Source organism: Pedobacter sp. HDW13 (genome assembly GCF_011303555.1).
Lineage (GTDB): Bacteria > Bacteroidota > Bacteroidia > Sphingobacteriales > Sphingobacteriaceae > Pedobacter.
In genome coordinates, this window is sequence record NZ_CP049868.1 from 5,313,086 (window position 1) to 5,336,495 (window position 23,410).

Consider the following 23,410-nt stretch of genomic DNA (forward strand, 5'->3'; position numbering starts at 1 on the left):
CTTGCTTTTTATCAAACCCTTCTGTTTTTCATCTCATTGCCTATTTTCATATATTTAAATCCGTATTACATTAAATTATACCTCATGGAAGAATCTTTAAGCGAAAAAAGACTAAATTTCTTAAGGCAATCAATAGGCAAAGTCATTACTTCGTCGCCTTCTAATTTTATGAATTGGCTCGCCCCGGTTTTGGTAAAGGCCGAGTTTGGTATTTTAGTTTGCCAGTATACGGTGCGCAAAGAAATGACCAATCCATACCAGATTTTACATGGAGGCGTAACGGCAGGTATTATCGACGATCTGATTGGTGCCACCGTTTATACCATGGGTTTGAATGACAGATATACCACGGTGAACAACTACATTGATTATTTTGCTACTGCAAGTGAAGGAGATGAAATTATAGCCGAAACAGCGATTGTAAAAAGAGGCAGGACCATTTTAAATTTGCAATGCGAGATATTTTTACCTTCGAAAAAGCGTTTAATAGCTAAAGGCTATTCCAACATGTTAAACATAGGTTAAGTCTTTTTTAACGATAACGAAAAAAATTATTAATTCCTTAAAATTAACAAAACATTCTCGTTAACAAAGTGTTATAAATTAACCAAAAATATAATGAGCCATGTTAGAAAATTATTCAACCTTGCAATTCATTGTTAGAGGCAAAATTTTTAAAGGATTTTGCATGCGTATTCAAGATGATTTTCATGAAACTTACGCTGTTGTTTTAGATGGTTACCATTCTTTTTGTATCTGGTTAGATAACAAGAGCGAAAAATGGTGTGCTTCTAAAAACGCAGCCATAGATCCTGATGCCATTGATGAAATTATCAGCAGAATTTGTTTGCCGGCTTCGGTTTCTTAAAAGATTTTTATAAAAATAAAGCTCATAAGGAAAAATCCTTGTTTGGTTTAATCAAACAAGGATTTTTTATGCTTTTATTTTAACGTTGGCCAGAACAGGTAGGCCATGGTAATGGCTGTAATTACACCTATTAAATCGGCCAGGAGCATTGAACCAATGGCGTAACGTGTATTTCTGATGCTCACTGAACCAAAATAAACAGCTACTACGTAAAAAGTAGTGTCAGAGGCACCTTGAAATACGCCTGATAATCGGCTTGCAAACGAATCCGGGCCATTGGTGATCATGGTACTCACCATCATACCGCGTGCAGCGCCACCGCTCAAAGGTCTGATTAAGGCAGTTGGCAGGGCATCAACAAAGCGGGTATCGGCGCCAAAAAATAGAAATATGTGTTTAATGCCGTTCATCACTACGTCGAAAGTTCCGCTGGTTCTAAGCATACAAACGGCAACCAGAATACCAACAAGGTACGGGATAATTTTTATAGCCGTTTCGAAGCCGCCTTTTGCACCGGCCACAAAAGAATCGAATATATCTATCTTTTTATAGAGTGCACCCAGTACAATAAGCAGGAAAATTAATAAGATCAATCCACCGCTAAGCAGGCCCGAAAAAGAGGTTACTCCTGCGGCGTTTAAGCTGCTTACATACCATACTATAGCCGCAATTACTATAGAAATACCTAAAACCCAGGTTAATATTACCGGCTGTAGTAGATTGATTTTCTGTTTGAAGGAAACAATCAGCATAGCTGCCATTGTACCAACAAAGGTAACAATCATGCAGGGAATAAATATATCGGTAGGATCGGAGGCATTTTGGGTAGAACGGATGGCGATTACACTCACCGGAATTAAACATAATCCTGCAGCATGCAAACACAAAAACATAATTTGTGGGTTGCTGGCTACGTCTTTATTGGGGTTTAACTCCTGAAGGCTTTCCATAGCCTTTATACCAAATGGGGTGGCAGCATTATCTAAACCCAATAAATTGGCAGAGAAATTCATAATCATGTGCCCCATAGATGGATGTCCTTTTGGTACTTCAGGGAAAAGTTTTGAGAAAAACGGACTAATAATTTTAGATAATAAACGGATACCGCCAGCTTTTTCGGCAATACTCATAAAACCCATAAATAAGGCCAGGGTACCAACCAGTTCAATACATAATTTTACGGCGATTGAACAGGTTTCAATTATACCATCAAGCTTTAAAGGGTTTAACGGATCGGATGATTTACCAATCACCATCCAGTTAAAAATATCGCTTTGCCCAAAGAAAATACATTTAATACCCGCTACAACGATAGCTACAATAATAAATGCCGACCAGATTCTGCTTAATGCCATTGAATGTGTTTAGTTTTTTGTTGCGTGAAAATAGCTTTTTTAACCCATAGTGCCAAGTTAGGGGTAAAGTTGGTTCGTGATGGTTAATGGCCGATAACTGATAGTTGTTTTGACGATAAGCCATTAACTATACACTATTAACCTAAAAAGCCCATAGCCAATAGTGCGTTACTATTGAATATGGGCTTTAGACTAAGGACTTAAGACCCCTGATTAGTTATGGCTTATCGTCGGTTAACTCAAAGCCCCATGTTTTTCCTTTCTCAGTTGCCGGAATTCCGGTAGTCATCCAAATTGGTGCTTTCGTTCCTTTTAAATAATAATCGAAAAATTGTTGCTCGCGGATTTGAATATCCTTACGGTTTTGACGTTGAACCAGGTTGTGCGCTTCACCGTTGTAGTTTAACATCCAAACTGGCTTACCTAAACGACGCAGACCCGTAAACATTTCAATCCCCTGATACCAGGGCACAGCTCCGTCAGCGTCGTTTGCCATAATTACTACAGGTGTATTTACTTTAGGGAACATAAATAAAGGTGAGTTTTCGATGTATAACTCAGGTTTTTCCCAAAGGGTAGCACCAATGCGGCTCTGTGTTTTTTCGTATTGGAACTGACGGTTCATACCGGTTTCCCAACGAATACCACCGTAAGCTGAAGTCATATTGGCTACTGGTGCACCAGCCCAGGCAGCTGCATACATATTGTTTTGCGTAATTAAATAAGCAACCTGATAACCGCCCCAGCTTTGACCTTGGATACCAATTTTGCTGCCATCAACCCAGCTGTTTTTTTTTAAGCTTTCTACACCTGAATTGATGTATTCAACAGCTGATTTACCCGGATGACCAGTTTCATAATTAATATCGGGAGCAAAAACCAGGTAACCGTTACTTACAAAATATGAAATGTTTAAACGCGATGGAGTAGGTGCAGGCGCCTGGTAACCATACAAACCATCTGTAAGTTTCTCGTAGAAATAAGCAATCATTGGGTATTTTTTGTTCGGATCGAAATTTTCGGGTTTGTACAAAATACCTTCTGCTTTGTAACCTTTAGGCGTAGTCCATTTTACAAGCTCAGCTGTTCCCCAGTTATAGTTTTGTTGTTGTGGATTGGTGTTGCTTAATTTAGTTTCCGTTTTAAAATCTGCGGTTAGGTAAACATTTGGCGATTCTACATAGCTGGCTTTATCATAAATATATAAATCGGCATCTTTGGCTTTAGTCAGGGTCGAATATTTTGCTTTAGCCATTATCATCAGTTCGGGGGCTTTAGCTGAACCTACATTGGTGCGATAGAAACCGTTTTCTTTGGTAGTATTGTTAAAAGCATCTAGCCAAACCAGTTCATTTGCTTTAACAAATTTATCGGCGTTTCTTTCTGATCTATCTTGCTGTACTTTTTGGTAACGGAAAGTCAGATTGTTTGCTCTTCCAAAACCTGCGGTGATATTTTTTGCAGCCGATTTACCATCCGGAGAGAATGACCAGATATCGTATTTGTCGTAAATTAAAATAGCTTTATCGCCCTCAGTCCAGGTGGCTAAACCATATGCCGAAGGAAGATCAGGCACATCATTCTCTTCATCTACAAACTTTACATTTAAGCCTGTGGTTAATGTAGTTACCTTTCCGGTAGCTACAGCATAGGTGTTCCAGCTGCCTGCTTTTCTATCAAAGTATAACACGTAATTTCCACCAGGAGAAGCTATGGCGTAACCATTTAAACCTTCTATAATCTTTTTGCGCTGACCATTTTTGGCATTTACCAGATAATAATCTTTGCTGGTTGAACCGCTCCATTGCGATTCAATTCTGCGGCCGTAATCAGTTGATGCTAAAACCAGATCAGCATCGCCATCAGCCATTATACTGGCGTCTGGCAGGGTTAAATCGGTTAAAGGAATTACCTTAGGATCGCTGCTGTAGACATCAATTACTGATAAATAGCTTTTCTTACTGTCTCTATCTACATTTTTTAGTTGCATAGGCTGCAGATAATCATCCTTATAATTCCAAACATCTACTTTGGCAACTTCAAAATCTACAATGGTGGTATCTTTTGCTTTTTTAATAGGAGAGATGCCGAAAAACAATTTCTTGCCATCTTTGCTAAAAGTAATTTTACCATCGCCATTAACTGTCCATTTTGCAGGTAGGCCTGGCATATCAAAGTCAACCAGTATTTGGGCCGTATCTAATGTTAAAGAGTTATAGTAAACATTATAATCTTTAATTTCTTTCTTTTCCGGACTTTGTTCTCCAACAAAGGCTACGTGTTCATTTTCCTCATCAAAAGTGAAGTTTTTGAAGCTTCCTTTGCCTTTTATAAGCGTTTTAAGCATGCCTTTTTCAGTATTTAGTAAAAATACACCCTGAGGGGCAGTCTTGTCCTTTTTAGATCCGCTACAGGTAAACACCAATTGCTTACCATCTTTGCTGAAATAATAATCAGTAACGAATTTATAGGTTTTATCTGTTCCGGTAATAAGGTTTTTTACCACTAAATCAGTTCCTTCATCAGTTTTACCTTTTCCGGCAGGTTCATCATCTGCAAAATCGGTTTCACCATCTTTTTTCTCAACAGGTTTAACTGTTTTTTTTGCAGTATCTGGTTTTTCGCTTAAATAAGCTAAAATACCTGCGCCCTCTTCAGGGAATTTGAACGATTTTACCCTTGCGACCTTTGTAATGGCATTGGTTGTTAAGTTGGCTATACCCAATGAATCTTTTGGCAGCTCATCTGCTTTCGTTTTTTTGATTTTAGCCTGGCGCAGATCTTTATTGAAAGGACGGATATTGAACACCGCAAATTTCGAATCGTTGCTAAACTGAGCATTAAGACCGCGGGCAATATTTAATTTAGAATTGGTTTTAAGGTTATTGAGGTAAAGTTGTGTATCGCCTTCTTGTTGCAAAATACTATACATAGCCCAATTACCATTGTTAGATAACTGCTTTGAACCTACCGATTCCCAGGTATCATAAACGCTATGGTTTAATGGCTTCTTTTGCGCGTAGGTTAAGCTGACAACGAAAGACAGAATAAGTGTTAGTCTCTTATGCATTTTAATAAGTTAATTAATTTGTTGGTTGAGATTTAATCTTCTAAAATTGGAAAATTTTAGCTTAATAGGAAACTTGTATGCCAAATATTACAATTGTAAGGGTTTTATTGTGATTGTCTGAAAAACATATAACCCTCTCAACATACCATCATTTCGAGCGGAGTGCAACCAAGTCAGAAATCTATTAAACGGATCTCTCCCCGCCTGTCCGGGCAGGCATTCCGCTGAGCTTTAGTCGAGATGACGATTTTCTATTTTAATGCTATGCTCTACGCACATTGCTCCATGCTCCTTTAAACTAAAAACCCTCAATTACTTAAAGCAATTGAGGGTTTTCGTATAGAGACGAGAAACTATTTTTTAGTTTGTTGTTGCTGTTGTTGTTGACGCATGTAATCGTCTAAACGCTGCTGGAATTTAGATTTTTTCTTTTTCTCATCAGCTGGTCTCGCTTTGTTCTGTTGAATTAAAGCGTGGATTTTATCATCATCAACCATTTTACGGATTAGGAACTGCTGACCGAAAGTCATTAAGTTGGCTAAGAAGTAGTAATAGTTTAATCCAGCAGGATAGCTATTTAATACCCCTAAGAAAATGATTGGCATAATGTAACCGATATATTTCATCTGACCGGTAGCACCCGAAACCTGGTTGTTGAAATAAGTCATAATCAATGTAGAGATGGTCATCAATACACACATTAAACTTAAGTGATCGCCAATGAAAGGTAGCTTAACACCGAAACGGATAAACTCATCATAAGTTGATAAATCTTTCATCCACAAGAAACTCTCGCCACGTAACTCGAACAAGTTAGGGAAGAAGAAGAAGAAAGCCATAACCAGTGGTAACTGTAGTACCATTGGTAAACAACCACCTAATGGATTTACACCAGCCTTTTTGTAAAGCTTTAAATATTCCTGCTGAACCAATGTTGGGTTATCTTCACCTACTTTAGCTTTAATCTCATCCATTTCTGGTTTCAATACACGCATTTTAGCCATTGATAGGTATGACTTGTAGGTAAGTGGCGATAAAGCTACTTTTAACAAAATGGTTAGTACCAGGATGATTAAACCGTAGTTCCAGCCAAAGCTGTTTAAGAAATTAAATACAGGTAATACAATGAAACGGTTAATATATTTCAATGGCCAGTAGCCCATATCAACTTGTTGTTCTAAATCGTATCCCTGTGCTTTTAAAGCAGAGAATTTGTTGGTACCAAAGTAGAACTCCATTTCGTAAGCCTGATTTGCAGTATGCGCATAAGGCAATTGCATGTTGGCATCGTAAAACTTAACCTGACCAGGTGCTGTTGGGATTTTAACTTCTAAACTTCCTTTTTCGAAAGCTTGTTTAGCAATTAAAGAAGCCGAGAAAAAGTGTTGTTTGAAAGAGAACCACTGGATTTTTCCTTTAGCAAGTTCTTCTTTTTCATCTTTTGAAACACTTAAATGGTTTACATCGCCATCTAAATATTTGTAGTAAGGTGCAGAATAACGGTGCTCGCTCTCAATTGATTTTTCTTGTTGCAATAGGGTTGTTTGCCAATTTAAACCAATATTGTTACCCGCAATTACCTGCTGTAAACCAACCAGATTAATATTGAACGCAACTTTGTTACTTGATGCTTTTAAGTCGTAAACATACTCTACATAAGCATTGGCGCCATAGTTTGCACGCATGGTAACCGTATTACCCGTTTTAGTTGGTGTAAAGTATAAATCGTTGGTGTTAATTACTTTACCAGCTGCATTTAAGCTTAAACCAAATTTATTCTGGTTGCCAGAAAATAAAACCAAAGGTTCACCTGCAAATGTTTTTTGTCCTTTAATTTCAACTGATGAAATTTTACCACCTTTATTGCTTAGGGTGATCAACAAATTCTCATTTTCTAAAACAGTGCTCGATTCAGTTCCGGTTATCGCAGTACCAAAAGGGCCTTTTAAAGCTAAAGAATCTACAGCTGGGTTAATAACTGCAGTTTTTGTTGTATCTTTTTGTATAGGCGAAACGCCAGCTTTTTTCAAAGAATCTAAACGTTCTGTTTCTTTGGCTTTTTTCATTTCAGCCTCATTCGGCTTCAAAAAGTAGAATGATCCTGCCAAAATGATCATAATCAGGAACAATCCTGTAAAGGTATTTCTATCCATTATTTGTGTCTGTACTGCTTTTAATTCGTTTTCTTTTTCGCAAACTCCATCGCAGCGGCGACAAATTTAACAAAAAGTGGGTGAGGATTAGCAACTGTTGATTTTAATTCGGGGTGAAACTGTCCGCCAACGAAAAATGGATGGTTTTTAAGCTCCACAATTTCAACCAAATTGGTTTGTGGGTTAATACCCGAAGCAATCATTCCTGCCTCTTCGTATTGCTTTAAATATTCATTGTTAAATTCGTAACGGTGACGGTGACGCTCGTTAATGTGTGCTTTGCCGTAAATGCCATAAGCCTTTGTACCTTTTTTAATGTCGCAAGGGTATGAGCCTAAACGCATAGTTCCACCTTTATTGGTTATTTTTTTCTGCTCTTCCATCATATTGATTACCGGATTTGCAGTGTTTTCTTCAATTTCAGTAGTATGCGCATCTTTTAAGCCCAAAACGTTACGTCCAAACTCAATTACTGCACATTGCATACCTAAACAAATACCAAAGAAAGGAACATTGTTCTCACGAACATATTTAATGGTATCAATTTTACCTTCAATACCACGGCTACCAAAACCAGGCGCTACTAAAACGCCTTGTAAGTGACCTAGTTTTTCTTTTACATTATCAGCAAAAATACCTTCAGAGTGAATATACTCTACTTTTACCTTGCATTCATTTTTCGAACCGGCGTGTACAAAAGATTCGATAATTGATTTATAGGCATCAGGTAATTCTACATATTTACCCACCAAACCAATTCTTACCTCGGCAGTTGGGTTTTTTAAACGGCCTAAGAAATCTTTCCAGCTTTCCATATCCGGATCGTTTTTGGTAGGCAGTTTTAATTTTGATAAAACAGTTTTATCCAATTGTTCTTTTAACATCAACAATGGCACATCATAAATAGTAGATGCATCCATCGATTCGACTACCGCATTGATGTTAACGTTACAGAATAAGGCGATTTTTTTTCTCAGATCTGAACTTAAGTGGTGCTCTGTTCTGCAAACCAGGATATCAGGTTGAATACCGTACTCCAATAATGCTTTAACAGAGTGTTGCGTAGGCTTGGTTTTTAACTCACCAGCAGCAGCTAAGTAAGGCACCAGCGTTAAGTGAATTACAATAGCGTTCGTATTGCCTTCTTCCCATTTAAACTGACGTACAGCTTCAATAAATGGTAAAGATTCGATATCGCCAACGGTACCACCTAACTCGGTAATTACAATGTCGTACTCACCGCTTTCGCCCAGGATGCGCATATTGCGTTTAATCTCATCGGTAATGTGGGGTACCACCTGCACAGTTTTACCTAAATATTCGCCTTTACGTTCTTTGTTAATTACATTCTGGTAAATACGGCCGGTAGTAATATTATTAGCCTGCGAGGTTGGAACATTAAGGAAACGCTCATAATGACCAAGGTCCAAATCAGTTTCAGCACCATCTTCGGTTACAAAACATTCACCATGCTCGTAAGGGTTTAAAGTTCCCGGATCGATATTGATGTATGGATCGAATTTCTGAATGGTTACACGGTAGCCACGTGCCTGTAAAAGTTTAGCTAAAGATGCGGAAATGATGCCCTTACCTAAAGAGGAAGTAACACCGCCCGTAACAAAAATATACTTAGTCATGTTTGATAATTTGTGAAATCAACCAGTTTTTAATCACTGGTTAATTGCTTTTGTACGGGATACAAAGGTACGAAAAATTATCGCCGGTTTTAAGTTGTAACCAGAATATTTTTTGAGGGTTTTATATGGTTGATATTGACTGATTTATCGGATGAATAAAATTACAATAGCAGATTATAGATCTCTTTTTTGATGTCTTCTGTTTTTCTGGGCTTCTTTTTATCGTCGTAACGGGTGTAAAGATCGATCAGTTTTTTAAAATCTTTTTCGTTGTCGGTCTTTTTCCCTTTGGTTGGCGCAGCAATGGCTAATATCTGTACATTTTTTGCCTCTATTTTGGTGGCAAACCAGGTAGTATTGTATCTTGGTATGGCAAGGCCTAAAATCATGCCCGGTAAACCGGTAAAACCTTCGGGACCGCCGTGTAGCAGTATTTCGTCTGTGTAAAAAGCAACCACCGAAACGGTATCATTTATAATGGCAATAGCTTTACGACATTCATAACCTGCAATTTTGCGCACATCGTGCATAATTTTCCATTTTAAATGGGGGATGGTATCTTTAAGTATGAAATCTTCGCCATTTATAGGTTTTCTCAGTACCCGGCTTTTCTTACTGAAATCAGTAAAGATCTCGCTGGTATTTTCACCCGAAAAGAAAAAGAATTGACTATCGTTTAACGTTTCTTTAGGTTTCGAACGGTAAATAGAGGTGCTGTCGTTAAAATGATATTCCCAGTTCGACGTGCGGTATTTGCTCATTTTATCCTTTGCATCATCCGATATCCAGTCGTTGTCTGCAAGTTGTTGTTTCTGGTTTATTTTCTTTTCAAAAGTTATTTTTGCGCTTTGTATAAAAACCGTCTGAGCTTTAACCAGCACAACAGTTAAAATCATTATAAGCGTTAAGAATGCGTTTTTCATGCCTGATTATTTTTTATCTTCTTTAATGAAATTACCAGTTAAGTTGTAGGTTACACCAATTAATACATATCGTGGAATAAAGCTGTAGGTATTTTCGCTGATGTTGTTACCGCCAACATTACGGCTATAACCTATTTTTTCGGCTAAAATATCCGATACAGATATTTTAAATTCCAGCTCTTCCGCCTTCATCATTTTTTTTGATAAGTAGGCATTCCAGATCGCAACATTTACCGGAGTACTAAACGAACTGTTTGCTGGTTGATATGACAGGTTGATGCTAGTACTAAATTCAGTACTGTAGGGTAAGTTTATGGTACCCTGTATATCGTGATTATGGCTATAGCTTTTACCATTGTTTATGGCGCCGATAGATGAACTGCTGTTTGAAAAAGTAATTGAAGGACCGTATTCAAGCTGTACAATCTGGCTATGATAACCAATACGCGGACGGATGCTGATGTTGTTACTCACATTTTTGTTAAGCTTGTTGTTAAGGATGGAAAGTGAGCTGTTACGACTATAACTCACATTTAAATTGGTGTTTAAATGCAATTTGCTAAAGCCCTTATGCAAACTGGCACTGCCATACAAGCTATTTACACCATTTAAGTTGGTATAGCTGGTAACTGTTTTGTTAAACTCATCGACTGTGCTGGTACTTACAATTGCATTTTTGGTAAAATTGTAACTTACATACGCATACATGTACATCTGCGATTTTTGCTGAAAACTGTTAATGTTAAAGCTTACCCCATTGTTAAACGATGGTTTTAAATTAGGATTACCCAGCACCTGGTAAAGCGGGTTGTTTACCTGCCTGATAGGCTGAAGTTGCTCCAGATCAGGTTGATCTGTGTTGCCATAATAACTTACTGAGAAATTGGCGTTTTTACCCAGCCTGTAATCGAAACTAGTATGAGGTGCCCAGTTAATATAGTTACGGTTGAATTGATTTTTTCTGTCGAGGTCGTTTAACTTAAATGTGGTTTCTGTTGCTTCCATGCCGCCAGAAATTGAAAACTTTTTAGCGCGGTATTGCAACAGGGCCTTACCAATATTAGAAAAGTTATTGAAATTGAAATTATTACTCAAAGAATCGATACGGGTATTGTTCAGGTCTTTATCTAAAACCATTTTATGACTGTTAGAAGCTATCGTTTTAAAACTATAGGCAGTTTGTAGCGATAATCTTTTACTTAATGGTTCGGTGTACGATATCCGGGTAGCAAAAGAATGCTGTTTGCCTGAATTATCGTTCAGATAATTTCGGTTGTCGGGTCTTACTACTCCGGCTTCATAATAGTTTGTGGTGCTCAGGTTTTCGCCTGTGTCGCTGTTTCTTTTGGTTTCCGGCTGTACATCAACAGAAAGGGTACGACCTTTCTTTGCAAATTTTTTAGCGTAGTTAATATTGCCGTTAAACTGGTTGTTATTGCCTTCGCTTGTGTTTTGCTGCTTGCTGTTGTTTACTAAATCACCTGCATCATTTCTGGTTTCGTTTGTATTAATATCTTCGCTGCTATTTCTCGACTTGCTACCTGAAAACGATATTTTGAGGGTAGCAGATGAGTCTAATTTAACCTCTACATTTCCTCTTAAGCTTTGGCCACTGCTTTTATTATCGCTATTTGAGGCGCTCTCGCTAAAGAAATTTGTTCCATTGGGCAATAGCGATTGGTTTTTAGAGGTGTTCCGGTCTAAAACATTGCGGTTATTACCTTTATAGTTTAATTTAAGACTCAGTTTGTTTTCATTCCATTTATCAGAAAAATGAGCACCATAGCTTGTTACGTCAGGTAGGCCATTTGTGGGCGAAAAATAATCATCGTCGTCACTACCGCCGTAACTAATCATCACTGAACTGCCATCATCACCAACTTCAATCACATCATAATCGTTACCTTTTATTTTGCTCATGGCCTGACTCGCCTTCGAATCCTGGTTCAGGTTTGTTGTCGAACCAAATACTGCCGTTTTTAACTTGCCTTTATAAATGCCGGCCATACCGCCCAGGTTTTTAAAATGACTGAGGTCGCTATTGGCATCGAGGGTACTGAGGTAACCATTTTTTGCATTTTCTTTCAGCTTAATATTCATCACTTTTTCTTTCGCATCGCCTTCTTTAATGCCGGTAAGTTCTTCGTCTTTTGTTTTTTTATCGTAAACCTGTACTTCGCTAACGGCGTTGGCTTTTAGGTATTTAGCGGCAAGTAGCGGATCATCGCCAAAAAATTCTTCCCCATCAACCAAAAGGGTATTTACATCTTTACCGCCAGCTTTTATGGCTCCGTTTCTATCTACCTCAATTCCGGGCAGGCGCCTCAACAGTTCCTGTACATTGGCATGGGGTTTAACTGCGAAACTATCGGCCTGGTAGGTAATGGTGTCGCCTTTCATACTAATGGCTTGTTTTTGCGCTTTAATTACTACCTCGTTTAAGAGCGTGGCTTTGCTGTCCATTGCAATTTTACCCAGGTTAAATTTCGCCGTATCGGATAGCTGGATATCGCGGATATAATCTGCCATTTTAGGGTAGGTGATAACCAAGGTGTAATTGCCTTTTTTTAAGTTGGTCAGTTCAAATTCGCCATTGGCTTTAGCCCTGACATCTTTAACCAGGATAGAATCTTTGCTGCTAATAAGCAGTATTGAGCTGTTTGAAAGATTTTTTTTCTCGACGGTATCAACCACAATACCTTTAATAGTGGCCTTTTGGGCGAACACAGGAAGAAACAATACCGAAAAAATAAAAACGGCGAGGAGATTTTTGAGCATGTACAGAGAAAACGTTGGTAAATAGTTGTTTGGCTATAAGGCGTGAAAATACAACTATTCGATTAGTTTAGCTAAAATACTTGCAATATTTTTTTGAATAGGAAAGAGGCTTATTTTGTGCTAATTTTTTTGCATCTGGTTAGCAACAATTATAATAAATCTTAACTTTCCGTTCTTTCTCACTCCAGGCTATATAAATGTTGTTTTCTTTACCTAAACGATATTTGAAACCATTTAAACCTGTTTTTTTCAATTCTTCGTACAGCGGTTTGTCCGGAACATAATTATCGGCTTTATCTTCGGGCATTACTGCTGGTTCAAGAAAGTTTTCATCGCTAAAAAAATCATCGGCAATGGTTTTGATGAAAACAATCTGATCTTTCTCTTTTGTTAAATCAATATTCGGGTCGGTACTACCCAATAACTCTGTCCCTTTTATTTTGGTGTTATAAATCTCTTTTCCATCGGCTCTTTTAATGGTAAAAGTCAATACCATATCCTCGGGTTTTCTGCCCGTAAGCTCAATTTTAAAAGTATCGAGTGTTTTTAAATCTGAGAAAGATTTGGCCATACTTTGGTTAACGTTTTTGAATTCAACAGATCCGGCTTTCTTCTCCTGTTTCGATTGGCAGGCAGAAAATACAATTAAACAGCTGATAATGAAGATTGATAGTTTTCTCATGTTCCGAAATTACAAATTTTAGGTTTATTAAGGTCCTGGCTATTAAAAATAATATCCGGCAGATAGCCACAATTGAAAATCGAGATATCCTTTTGGAGCAGGCTTGGAGATGTAATTTTTTACATTAAAATATTTACCATAACCGAGGGCAGTAGTTCCTTCGAGGATAAAACGTTTTTGGGGAATGAATAAAAAACCAATATTTATACCGCTCCGGAAAGAATTGGCTTCGAAATTTCTATTTCTACCTATAGAAACAAAACCAGTATTATCTACTGATGCACTAGAAAAAATCCGCTTTTCTAAATTTCCAACGTATAAACCATAAAAGGGAATTAAGGTATTAGCTTCGATCTTGTCAGCATAGATTTTTGCACGCAGCACGAAACCATTAAACTTATAATTTCTGCCCCAGTTTAATTCTCCGCTTGTATAAGAAAGCTCTAAACCATATTTATCATCGAAAGTTTTCTCAACCGATATTGCCGGACGTTTAGCTAAAACATTAAGTGCATTGGTTTTAATTAATAATCCGATCCGTTCCTGAGACTTGACAACGAGTGTGAAAGTGCCAAATATCATCATGAGGATAACTTTTTTCATAGTGTAATGAGTTGAGGTAGCGCATTAATTTTTTGAATATAGCAATATTTAGTTATATTTGCGTAACTGATTACGTAATTAATTATTTATGGATTTTTTCGAACAAACAGGAAAAGTGGCAATAGGCAGCAGGTTGCGCATGCTAACAGATAAGGTAACAGAAGATGCTGCTAATATTTATCAGCTTTATAATATAGATATGCAACCCAAGTGGTTCCCGGTTTTTTATTCCTTATCGCAGGGAGAGGAGAAAACCATAACCGAACTGGCTAAAGCAATTGGCCACTCGCATCCCTCGGTGAGTAAAATTATAGGCGAAATGCTAAAAAAGGGGTACGTAAAAGAGAGCAAGGATAAAGAGGATGGTAGAAGAAATGTAATCAGCTTGTCTGAAATCGGTATGCAGGTTGCTTATAAAATTAAAGACCAGCTGATTGATGTGGATGCGGCAATTGAAGAGCTTTCTGCACAAACACAAAATAAACTATGGGAAGCAATAGGCGAGTGGGAGTTTTTGTTGGAATCGAAAACATTATTAAGACGGGTGATGGAAAAGAAAAAGGAACGCGACAGTTCGAAAGTTGAAATTGTAGCCTATACACCGCAATATCAAGAAGTATTCAGGACTTTAAATGTGGAGTGGATTTCTACTTATTTTGAAATGGAAGAATCTGATTATAAGGCACTGGATAATCCGCAGAGTTATATTTTAGATCAGGGAGGTTATATTTTGGTTGCTTTATTTGATGGTGAACCGCTGGGTGTTTGCGCTTTAATTAAAATGAACGATGGCGAATATGATTTCGAACTGGCTAAAATGGCTGTTTCGCCAAAAGCTCAAGGTAAGAATATTGGGTTTTTACTGGCCTCGGCTATTGTAGAAAAAGCCCGGTCATTTGGTGCAGCTAAAATCTATTTAGAAAGCAATACCATATTAAAACCAGCCATTAACCTGTATCATAAACTTGGTTTTAAAAAAGTGGCCGGAAAACCAACTCCTTATACGAGGTGCAATATTCAGATGGAATTAGTTATAAAATAGTTTGGAGTCTGGAGTAGTAAGTTTGGAGCCGATTAACCGATTTAAACAGTTAACCGTTTAAACCAAATATTACTCCAGCTTCAGTGCCTTCAGCAACTTATTCAACTTCAATAAATCCTCTGGTGTATCAATGGCAACAGTTTCTAGATCAGTAACTTTTGTCTGAATGTAAAAGCCGTTTTCAATCCAGCGCAGCTGCTCTAAACTTTCGGCAATTTCTAATGAAGATGGAGCCAGTTTAGTAATGGCTTTTAGTGCTTCTGTTCTATAGCCATAAATGCCAATGTGTTTGTAAAACTGATGCTTTTCTGCCCAAACACCCGGCTCGCCATTTCTGATAAAAGGAATAGGGCTACGGCTAAAGTACATCGCCCTGCCATTTACATCAATTACCACTTTGGGGCTGTTTGGGTTGTAAATACTTTCCTGACTTTGTATTGGTTTAATTAAGGTTGCCAACTCTACTTTTTCTTCGGTAAAGCAGCTGGCCAGTAAATCAATTTGTGCAGGTTCTATAAAAGGTTCATCGCCCTGAATGTTGATTACAATATCAAACCCGGGTAATTGCTCACTTACTTCTGCGCATCTATCGGTTCCGCTTTGATGGTGCGCTGCTGTGAATACAAATTCACCACCAAATCTTTTTACTTCATCGGCAATCCGTTCATCATCGGTAGCAATAACCACTTTCGATAAACTTTCAGCTTTTGAAGCCTGTTCATACACCCGTTGTATCATCGTTTTTCCGGCAATATCAACCAAAGGTTTTCCCGGAAAGCGGGTAGAGGCGTAACGTGCAGGAATAATTCCGATAATTTTAGACATACTATTTATTTAAGGTTCTTAATAAGATAACTGCACCGAAAATAAGTAACAAAACTACATAAGAAACAGGATGGGCAAAGTTGAGTGTCCAGCCCAGTATTTTATGGCGCTTCGGAACAATTATGCGTGAATCTGATTTATTGAAATAAATGATTCCCCACTTCCAGTTAACTGGGTTTTCGTGTTGAAAATCTTTGCCCATCTTATGTGTTAATTATTTTTAAGCAAAATATTTATTCAGGCTAAAATAAACCGTTAATTTCGGCCTCGATAGATTGAATTACCGTTCCTAAATCTTCAGGGTTATTGGTGAAATCCAATTTGTCCTTATCTAAAATCAATAATTTACCCAGGTTATAACCTTTTATCCAGGCTTCGTATTTTTCGTTCAGTTTAGACAAGTAATCAATTCTGATTCCTGCTTCATATTCGCGACCACGGCGTTGGATATTGTTAACCAAAGTAGGCACCGACGCACGCAGGTAAACCAATAAATCAGGTGGTTTAATAAACGAGGTAATGTTATCAAAAATTGCACGGTAATTGTCGTGATCGCGAGTAGTCATTAGAGCCATATCGTGCAGGTTTTCTGCAAAAATATGGGCATCTTCGTAAATAGTCCGGTCTTGTATTACGTTGCGTTTGTTAACTTCAATATCTGTAATCTGCTGAAAACGGCTGTTCAGGAAATAAATCTGAAGGTTAAAACTCCAGCGCTTCATGTCGCTATAAAAATCTTCCAGATAAGGATTATTGTCTACAGCTTCATACAAAGCTTCCCATCCGTAATTTTTTGCCAAAAGGCCAGTTAAAGTAGTTTTACCAGCACCAATATTCCCTACAATTGCTATATGCATATGTTCTTGCGTTTTGCGTTCGGCGTTTTGCGGGAGGCGTTGTTTCGCCAAACGCTAAGCGCTTATCGCAATATTAATTAAAAACTTTTAAACCCAATTAAACTACGAACTTCCCTAATGGTTTTTTGTGCGCTTTCGCGAGCTTTTAATGCTCCGTGTTTGGCTACCTGACGTAAATAAGAATCGTCTTTGGCAATGTCCTGTATACGCTCACGCATCGGGGCAGTGGCAATAATCATATCTTCGGCCAGTTGTTTTTTAAAATCACCGTAGCGGATTTGCATTTTGTTGTATAACTCATCGAAATGCTGGTGCGTGTCTGCACTCGAAACCACTTTCATTAAATCGAACAGATTTTGAATAGGTTCTGGCTTTGGCTGGTTTTCTTCAGTCGGGCCGCCATCGCTAACCGCACGCATTACTTTTTTACGGATGGTTTCAGGATCGTCAGATAGGTAAACCGCATTGGCTTCACCTTCCGATTTGCCCATTTTACCCTTGCCATCTAAACCTGGTACTTTAACCAGTTTATCCGAATAGCTAAACGCATAAGGCTCAGGGAAATATTCGGTATTGTACAAGCGGTTAAAACGGTTACCAAATGTACGGGCCATTTCTAAATGTTGCTCCTGGTCTTTACCAACAGGTACTTTGGTGGCTTTATGGATCAAAATATCGGCTGCCATTAAAACCGGGTAGGTTAATAGGCCTGCATTTACGTTATCAGGGTTGGCACGCACTTTATCTTTAAATGAAGTACTGCGCTCCAGTTCGCCCATATAAGCATTCATATTCAGATATAAATAAAGCTCTGCAATTTCAGGTACATCGCTCTGTATATAAATGGTGCTGTTTTCCGGATCTATACCGCTGGCTAAATATTCAACCAGCACATGTTTAATGTTGCCATGCAAATCGGCCGGGGTAGGATGTGTTGTTAAAGAGTGTAAATCGGCAATAAAAAAGTAGCAATTGTAATCATTTTGCATTTGCACAAAGTTTTTTACTGCACCATAATAATTACCTAAATGTAATTTTCCTGTTGAGCGGATGCCACTCACCACTGTTTCTTTCATAATGCCACGAAATTAAAAATAAAATACAAGCATTGTATAACATGTGATCAATTTTATATCAATTTAGGTTCAACAATATAGTGTCTATGTTTTCCACTCCTTATAGTATTGAAAAAATACCGTAAACTAAACTTAAATATGTCAACCTATTTTATATTTTTGGTGCATCTATGATTAAATTTCTTCGTCAGCTGCACCGCGTATGGTTTCTGTTCTGCATCATATTCTTTTTTGCGCTTTTTTATCCTTTTTACTATTTAACTTCCCGCAACGAAAAGTATTATGGCGTATTAAACTTTTTCAGAAAAGCCAACAGTTTTCTATGCAGTTTCTTTGCAGGCGTATTTTTCTCTTATCATTATGAAGAGAAATTAGATAGGAATCAAACTTATATTTATTGTGCCAACCATAGCTCTAATCTCGATATCATGATTTTTTGCATCATGGGGCATGGCAGGTATCATTTTATGGGAAAAGATGAGCTCTTGAATAATCCGGTGCTGGGCATTTTTTTTAAAACAATTGATATAGCTGTAAAGCGCGATAGTAAAATTTCTGCTTTCAGGGCTTTTAAAAAGGCAGGCGAGAATTTAGAAAAAGGAATGAGTCTGATCATTTTTCCCGAAGGAAAGATCGATGATCATTATCCGCCAAAACTTGGTGAATTTAAAAACGGTCCTTTTCGTTTAGCCATCGATAAAAATATCCCACTGGTACCAGTAAGTTTAGCCAATATTTGGCAAATTAACTGGGATGATGGAGCAAAGTATGGAAGTAAGCCGGGAATTTGCGATATTTACGTCCACAAACCCATAAATACTGCTGCAATGAGTGCCGACGATTCGGACGCATTAAAAGAGCAGGTTTACCAATTGATTGATAGTAAATTAGTATAATATGAATTTAGACGCAAAAACCATCCATAAAATAGCCGACCTGGCCAGAATTCATATTGATGAAAAACAAGTGAATGTACTCATTCCGGAAATGAATAAAGTTTTATCATTCATGGAAAAATTAAACGAGTTAGATACCGCTAATGTAAAACCTTTGGTTTATATGAACGAATCTGTTAATGTTTGGCGCGAAGATGTGGTGAAACAGGAAATTACTACTGAAGAGGGTTTAAAAAACGCAGCTAAACATAGCGACGAATTTTTTATGGTACCTAAAATAATCGAGAAATAGCCGTTATTGATATAACCATAGGTATGAATTTAAGCAATGTTTATAATGAAATTTTTAAACTCTTGTAACATACCTGCCATTGCCCTTGTCTAAAAAAGAAAAAACATGGAGAAACCACTCATTACTATAAAGGAAATTGGCCGTAAATATGTTATTGGATCTGAAGTGATTCACGCTTTAAAATCAGTTTCTTTAGATATCAATAAAGGCGAATTTGTAGCACTGATGGGACCATCTGGTTCGGGTAAATCAACCTTGATGAATATTTTAGGCTGTTTAGATACTCCTACAAGCGGCACTTACGTACTAAACGGTACAAACGTGAGCCACATGAGTGATGATGCGCTTGCCGAAGTACGCAACAAGGAGATTGGTTTCGTGTTTCAAACCTTTAACTTATTGCCGCGTTCAACTTCACTTGATAATGTGGCTTTACCTTTAATTTATGCAGGAAGCAGTAAAAAAGATCGTCAGGCTAGGGCTGCCAAAGCTTTAGAAAATGTTGGTTTGGGTAACCGTATGGATCATAAACCTAACGAACTTTCGGGTGGTCAGCGCCAGCGTGTAGCTGTTGCAAGAGCACTCATTAACGATCCCTCTATCATTCTTGCCGATGAGCCAACCGGTAACTTAGATACCAAAACCTCAATCGAAATTATGGGTTTGTTAGAAGAGATTCACAGCAAAGGCAACACCATTATTCTGGTAACGCACGAAGAAGATATTGCCCAACATGCCCATCGGATTGTGCGTATGCGTGACGGATTGATCGAAAACGATTATTTAAACACCGAAGTGAAGAACGTTTCGCCGCGCTTACAGGCTTTAAAAGAGAGTGGCAGCGACTGGGAGAAAATTAACTAAGGTTGATGCTGTAAGGCATAGGGGATAAGGCTTTAAAACCTTAAATCTCCCGCCTTTAACCTTTTCATATGAAAATCTACACTAAAACCGGCGACAAGGGGCAAACATCACTTATTGGTGGTACCCGTGTGCCTAAATTTCATCACCGTATCGAAACCTACGGAACCGTTGATGAACTCAATTCTTACATCGGTTTAATTATGTGCCAGGATATTAATTCGCATTATAAACAGTTGTTAAAAGAGATTCAGGATCGTTTATTTACAGTAGGTGCATCATTAGCGGCCGACCCTGAGAAATCGAAAATGAAAATCCCTGATTTACATGATACAGATATTGTACTGCTCGAAAATGAGATGGATGAGATGAATGAAGCCTTGCCAGCTTTAAAACACTTTGTATTACCTGGAGGAAATACTGTCGTTTCTTACTGCCATCTGGCCAGATGTGTATGCAGAAGGGCAGAACGGCTTGCAGTGGAGCTTGCAGAAAATAGCTTTGTAGATGAGCACGTAACGATTTATCTGAACCGTTTAAGTGATTATTTGTTTGTTTTGGCACGAAAACTGACGATGGATTTCAAGGCGGAAGAAAATATTTGGATCCCGCGGGTTTAATAGTTGAAAAATAAGTTTGTTTTGCTCAAAAATTTTAATATACTTTGCGCATAATAAAGGAATACGAATTTAATTGAATTGATGATATGTATTGGACATTAGAATTAGCATCGCACCTGGAAGACGCACCATGGCCTGCAACTAAAGATGAATTAATTGATTACGGTATCCGCTCTGGTGCCCCGGTAGAAGTTATTGAAAACTTACAGGCATTAGAAGATGATGGCGAGCCTTATGAAACTATTGAGGAGATCTGGCCAGATTATCCAACTAAAGAAGATTTCTTCTTTAACGAGGACGAATACTAAGAATAAGATAAGGAACCTTCCGGTATAAACGGGAGGTTTTTTTATGCCCTTCTCATACTTAAGAACAGCTTCTTTCTTCTCCCTCTAATTTCATGGAATACGCTGATTAAACTGTTTATTGTATCTGCGTTTATCACCTTAAATCTGCGGGAGAATAATTAAGGTTTGTTTCCCACTGACTTCGCGATGTGTGCAGGTAAAAGCCATTAATTTAATTTGTCTTGATTCTATTAAATTTGCGGGTAAATATCTACCATACTAATAAATATTTACAATTTTTAAACAAAAGCGAAAAATCAGGTGTTAATACTGCAATAATTTACATTACTAAAAAATTAACACTATGGGAAATTTATTGTATTTAGTCGCAGTAGTATTGGTAATACTTTGGGTCATCGGATTTATATTTCACGGCTTCGGCGATGTTGGTGGTATAATCCACGTTTTATTGGTTATCGCAGTTATTGCAATCCTGCTTAAAATTATTGGTAGGGCCGCGTAAAATATATCAGTTGGATATACTCTGTTTTTAAGCCTGACCTAAAAATAGAAAGATAAGAGGAGTTTCATTTTTATGAAGCTCCTTTTTTATTGTTATGGTTTTAACAATAGTTCCGCTAGTTCGAGATCGATCGGGTAGGTGATTTTAATATTACTTCGTTCTCCTTCAATAATATTAATGTTGTGGCCAATGGATTCTACCACACTGGCATCATCGGTAAAATTACTATCGAATTCTTGATTATAAGCCTCTTTAAGTACTTTAAGGTTAAATGTTTGAGGTGTTTGTACCAGATAGATTTCATCGCGCTTTAGTGCCGATGTTTTTTCGTTTCTGAACAAACGTACACTATCACTCGATTGTACTGCAGCAATAATATTGCCTTGTTGTGCGGCTGCCCGGTAGCAATTGTCAATCAGTGTTTTCGAAACCAATGGACGTACGGCATCGTGTATGGCTACAACACTTTCTTCTTCTTGAATGGTGTATACTGCGTTTTTAACCGAATGGAAACGCTCTGTGCCACCATCAATAACCTGATGTGGAATGCGAAAATTAAATTCATCGCATAACCTGCGCCAGTAACCTTGCTGATCTTTATTTAAAACCAATAAAATTTTAGGTTGGGACTCGCTTTGGGCAAAAGCTTTTATGGTATGCATTAAAACCGGGAGGTCTTTGAGCAATAAAAATTGTTTTGGGGTTTCTGTCTGCATCCGATTGCCAGAACCGCCTGCTACAATTATAGCGTAATTTTTCATGGGAGGAGATATGAGATGATAGATTTGAGATATGAGATCTGATTTAACTCAAATCTCATATCTCATTACTCAAATCTATATGATCAGCATGGCATCGCCGTAGCTATAGAATTTGTATTTTTCTTTAACTGCAACCTCATATGCATTCATTACATTTTCGTAGCCACCAAAAGCACTTACCATCATCAATAAAGTAGATTCTGGTGTGTGGAAATTGGTAATCATCGAGTTTGCAATGCTGAAATCATACGGAGGGAAGATAAACTTACTGGTCCAATCGTTAGCAGCCTTTAAAGTTCTGTTAGCAGAAACAGCCGATTCGATAGCACGCATAGAAGTAGTACCTACAGCACAGATTTTTCTTTTGTTTTCTAAAGCCTTATTTACAATGTTAGCATCTTTTTGCTCGATAATAAACTGCTCAGAATCCATTTTGTGTTTGGTCAGATCTTCAACCTCAACCGTTCTGAAAGTTCCTAAACCAACATGTAAAGTTACTTCAGCAAAATCAACACCTTTAAGTTCAAGGCGTTTCATTAACTCGCGGCTAAAGTGTAAACCTGCGGTAGGAGCTGCAACAGCACCTTCGTGCTTAGCAAAAATAGTTTGGTAACGCTCTTTATCTTCAGCGGTAGCTTTACGTTTAATGTATTTAGGAAGTGGTGTTTCGCCTAAAATTTCAACGTTTTTTCTAAACTCTTCGTCGCTGCCTTCAAATAAAAAACGAATGGTACGGCCACGTGAAGTAGTGTTATCTACCACCTCAGCAACTAACAAATCGTCATCACCAAAGTATAATTTATTGCCTACACGGATTTTACGGGCCGGATCAACCAAAACATCCCATAAACGCAGTTCTTTATTTAATTCACGTAATAAGAAAACTTCGATAGTAGCACCGGTTTTCTCCTTGTTACCGTATAAACGGGCAGGAAAAACTTTGGTGTTATTTAATATCATTACGTCTTTGTCGTCGAAATAACCTAAAACGTCTTTGAAAATTTTATGTTCAATTTTACCGCTGTCTTTGTGTAAAACCATTAGGCGAGCTTCGTCGCGTTCTTCAGCCGGATTATTGGCTACCAATGATTCAGGTAAGTTAAATTTGAATTGTGATAATTTCATTCCTGATGAATTTTTTGAGGTGCAAAAATACGAATTTAATTTTTCTTTTCGGTATTTTATCAAACGCATTTGATTATATTATGTTTTACTTCATTTTAAGTTAAATTATACGGCTTGTAATTGCCTTGTAGCCATAAAAATTAATTAGTTTTGAAGATATGCTGTAACCTTTTAAC

General features: G+C 37.7%; 23 protein-coding genes. 9 read left to right on the forward strand and 14 right to left on the reverse strand.

What is annotated here, in order from left to right; all coding sequences use genetic code 11:
• Positions 1-84: 84 nt before the first annotated feature.
• Both G7074_RS22070 and G7074_RS22075 read left to right on the forward strand, forming a co-directional pair.
• Entirely contained in the window at positions 85-525 is a 441-nt protein-coding gene (locus G7074_RS22070; protein WP_124560375.1) for a PaaI family thioesterase, read from the forward strand.
• 100 nt (positions 526-625) lie between these two features.
• Positions 626-868 (forward strand): hypothetical protein, encoded by a 243-nt coding sequence (locus tag G7074_RS22075; protein WP_124560374.1) that lies wholly within the window; start codon positions 626-628, stop codon positions 866-868.
• A gap of 74 nt (positions 869-942) precedes the next feature.
• Here the strand turns inward: G7074_RS22075 and G7074_RS22080 are convergent, their stop codons facing one another.
• From G7074_RS22080 to G7074_RS22115, 8 genes are all read right to left on the reverse strand, one after another.
• Positions 943-2,223, reverse strand: coding sequence for a nucleoside recognition domain-containing protein (locus G7074_RS22080; protein WP_166211425.1), 1,281 nt, complete (start codon positions 2,221-2,223; stop codon positions 943-945).
• A 217-nt stretch (positions 2,224-2,440) separates the two neighbouring features.
• Positions 2,441-5,293 carry a prolyl oligopeptidase family serine peptidase gene (locus tag G7074_RS22085; protein WP_166211428.1) on the reverse strand — a complete coding sequence of 951 codons (2,853 nt, stop codon included), beginning with the start codon at positions 5,291-5,293 and terminating at the stop codon, positions 2,441-2,443.
• A 353-nt stretch (positions 5,294-5,646) separates the two neighbouring features.
• Positions 5,647-7,446 carry a membrane protein insertase YidC gene (yidC, locus tag G7074_RS22090; RefSeq protein ID WP_124560371.1) on the reverse strand — a complete coding sequence of 600 codons (1,800 nt, stop codon included), beginning with the start codon at positions 7,444-7,446 and terminating at the stop codon, positions 5,647-5,649.
• A gap of 20 nt (positions 7,447-7,466) precedes the next feature.
• On the reverse strand, positions 7,467-9,083 hold the full coding sequence (locus tag G7074_RS22095; RefSeq protein WP_124560370.1) for a CTP synthase: 1,617 nt from the start codon (positions 9,081-9,083) through the stop codon (positions 7,467-7,469).
• Between the two features lie 161 nt (positions 9,084-9,244).
• Positions 9,245-10,006 carry a GLPGLI family protein gene (locus tag G7074_RS22100; RefSeq protein WP_124560369.1) on the reverse strand — a complete coding sequence of 254 codons (762 nt, stop codon included), beginning with the start codon at positions 10,004-10,006 and terminating at the stop codon, positions 9,245-9,247.
• A 6-nt stretch (positions 10,007-10,012) separates the two neighbouring features.
• Entirely contained in the window at positions 10,013-12,784 is a 2,772-nt protein-coding gene (locus tag G7074_RS22105; protein ID WP_166211431.1) for an outer membrane beta-barrel protein, read from the reverse strand.
• A gap of 139 nt (positions 12,785-12,923) precedes the next feature.
• Positions 12,924-13,466, reverse strand: coding sequence for a hypothetical protein (locus G7074_RS22110; RefSeq protein ID WP_124560367.1), 543 nt, complete (start codon positions 13,464-13,466; stop codon positions 12,924-12,926).
• Positions 13,467-13,508: 42 nt separating this feature from the next.
• On the reverse strand, positions 13,509-14,069 hold the full coding sequence (locus G7074_RS22115; protein WP_124560366.1) for a DUF3575 domain-containing protein: 561 nt from the start codon (positions 14,067-14,069) through the stop codon (positions 13,509-13,511).
• 88 nt (positions 14,070-14,157) lie between these two features.
• Here G7074_RS22115 and G7074_RS22120 point away from each other — a divergent pair, with 88 nt between their 5' ends.
• Positions 14,158-15,111 (forward strand): bifunctional helix-turn-helix transcriptional regulator/GNAT family N-acetyltransferase, encoded by a 954-nt coding sequence (locus G7074_RS22120; protein ID WP_124560365.1) that lies wholly within the window; start codon positions 14,158-14,160, stop codon positions 15,109-15,111.
• Between the two features lie 69 nt (positions 15,112-15,180).
• Here the strand turns inward: G7074_RS22120 and kdsB are convergent, their stop codons facing one another.
• The 4 genes from kdsB to trpS form a co-directional block, all read right to left on the reverse strand.
• Complete coding sequence (kdsB, locus tag G7074_RS22125) at positions 15,181-15,936, reverse strand: 3-deoxy-manno-octulosonate cytidylyltransferase (protein ID WP_166211434.1); 756 nt, start codon at positions 15,934-15,936, stop codon at positions 15,181-15,183.
• A 1-nt stretch (position 15,937) separates the two neighbouring features.
• Positions 15,938-16,138 (reverse strand): DUF5808 domain-containing protein, encoded by a 201-nt coding sequence (locus tag G7074_RS22130; protein ID WP_124560363.1) that lies wholly within the window; start codon positions 16,136-16,138, stop codon positions 15,938-15,940.
• 40 nt (positions 16,139-16,178) lie between these two features.
• Positions 16,179-16,793 (reverse strand): deoxynucleoside kinase, encoded by a 615-nt coding sequence (locus G7074_RS22135; protein ID WP_025144984.1) that lies wholly within the window; start codon positions 16,791-16,793, stop codon positions 16,179-16,181.
• A 77-nt stretch (positions 16,794-16,870) separates the two neighbouring features.
• Positions 16,871-17,869, reverse strand: a complete 999-nt coding sequence (gene trpS, locus G7074_RS22140) for a tryptophan--tRNA ligase (protein ID WP_124560362.1) — start codon at positions 17,867-17,869, stop codon at positions 16,871-16,873.
• Positions 17,870-18,039: 170 nt separating this feature from the next.
• Here trpS and G7074_RS22145 point away from each other — a divergent pair, with 170 nt between their 5' ends.
• From G7074_RS22145 to G7074_RS22170, 6 genes are all read left to right on the forward strand, one after another.
• Positions 18,040-18,765, forward strand: a complete 726-nt coding sequence (locus G7074_RS22145) for a 1-acyl-sn-glycerol-3-phosphate acyltransferase (protein ID WP_124560361.1) — start codon at positions 18,040-18,042, stop codon at positions 18,763-18,765.
• 1 nt (position 18,766) lies between these two features.
• Positions 18,767-19,057, forward strand: a complete 291-nt coding sequence (gene gatC, locus G7074_RS22150) for an Asp-tRNA(Asn)/Glu-tRNA(Gln) amidotransferase subunit GatC (protein WP_166211437.1) — start codon at positions 18,767-18,769, stop codon at positions 19,055-19,057.
• 105 nt (positions 19,058-19,162) lie between these two features.
• Complete coding sequence (locus G7074_RS22155) at positions 19,163-19,921, forward strand: ABC transporter ATP-binding protein (RefSeq protein ID WP_124560359.1); 759 nt, start codon at positions 19,163-19,165, stop codon at positions 19,919-19,921.
• A gap of 68 nt (positions 19,922-19,989) precedes the next feature.
• On the forward strand, positions 19,990-20,538 hold the full coding sequence (locus tag G7074_RS22160) for a cob(I)yrinic acid a,c-diamide adenosyltransferase (RefSeq protein WP_166211440.1): 549 nt from the start codon (positions 19,990-19,992) through the stop codon (positions 20,536-20,538).
• Positions 20,539-20,624: 86 nt separating this feature from the next.
• Positions 20,625-20,846, forward strand: a complete 222-nt coding sequence (locus G7074_RS22165) for a DUF2795 domain-containing protein (RefSeq protein WP_010603503.1) — start codon at positions 20,625-20,627, stop codon at positions 20,844-20,846.
• A 343-nt stretch (positions 20,847-21,189) separates the two neighbouring features.
• Positions 21,190-21,348 (forward strand): lmo0937 family membrane protein, encoded by a 159-nt coding sequence (locus G7074_RS22170; RefSeq protein ID WP_143009563.1) that lies wholly within the window; start codon positions 21,190-21,192, stop codon positions 21,346-21,348.
• Between the two features lie 92 nt (positions 21,349-21,440).
• On the opposite strand, the gene G7074_RS22175 is transcribed toward G7074_RS22170, so the two are convergent.
• Entirely contained in the window at positions 21,441-22,109 is a 669-nt protein-coding gene (locus G7074_RS22175; RefSeq protein ID WP_124560356.1) for a 2-C-methyl-D-erythritol 4-phosphate cytidylyltransferase, read from the reverse strand.
• A 75-nt stretch (positions 22,110-22,184) separates the two neighbouring features.
• Positions 22,185-23,234: a tRNA preQ1(34) S-adenosylmethionine ribosyltransferase-isomerase QueA gene (queA, locus tag G7074_RS22180; protein ID WP_124560355.1), complete on the reverse strand. Its 1,050-nt coding sequence runs from the start codon at positions 23,232-23,234 to the stop codon at positions 22,185-22,187.
• Positions 23,235-23,410 lie beyond the last annotated feature (176 nt).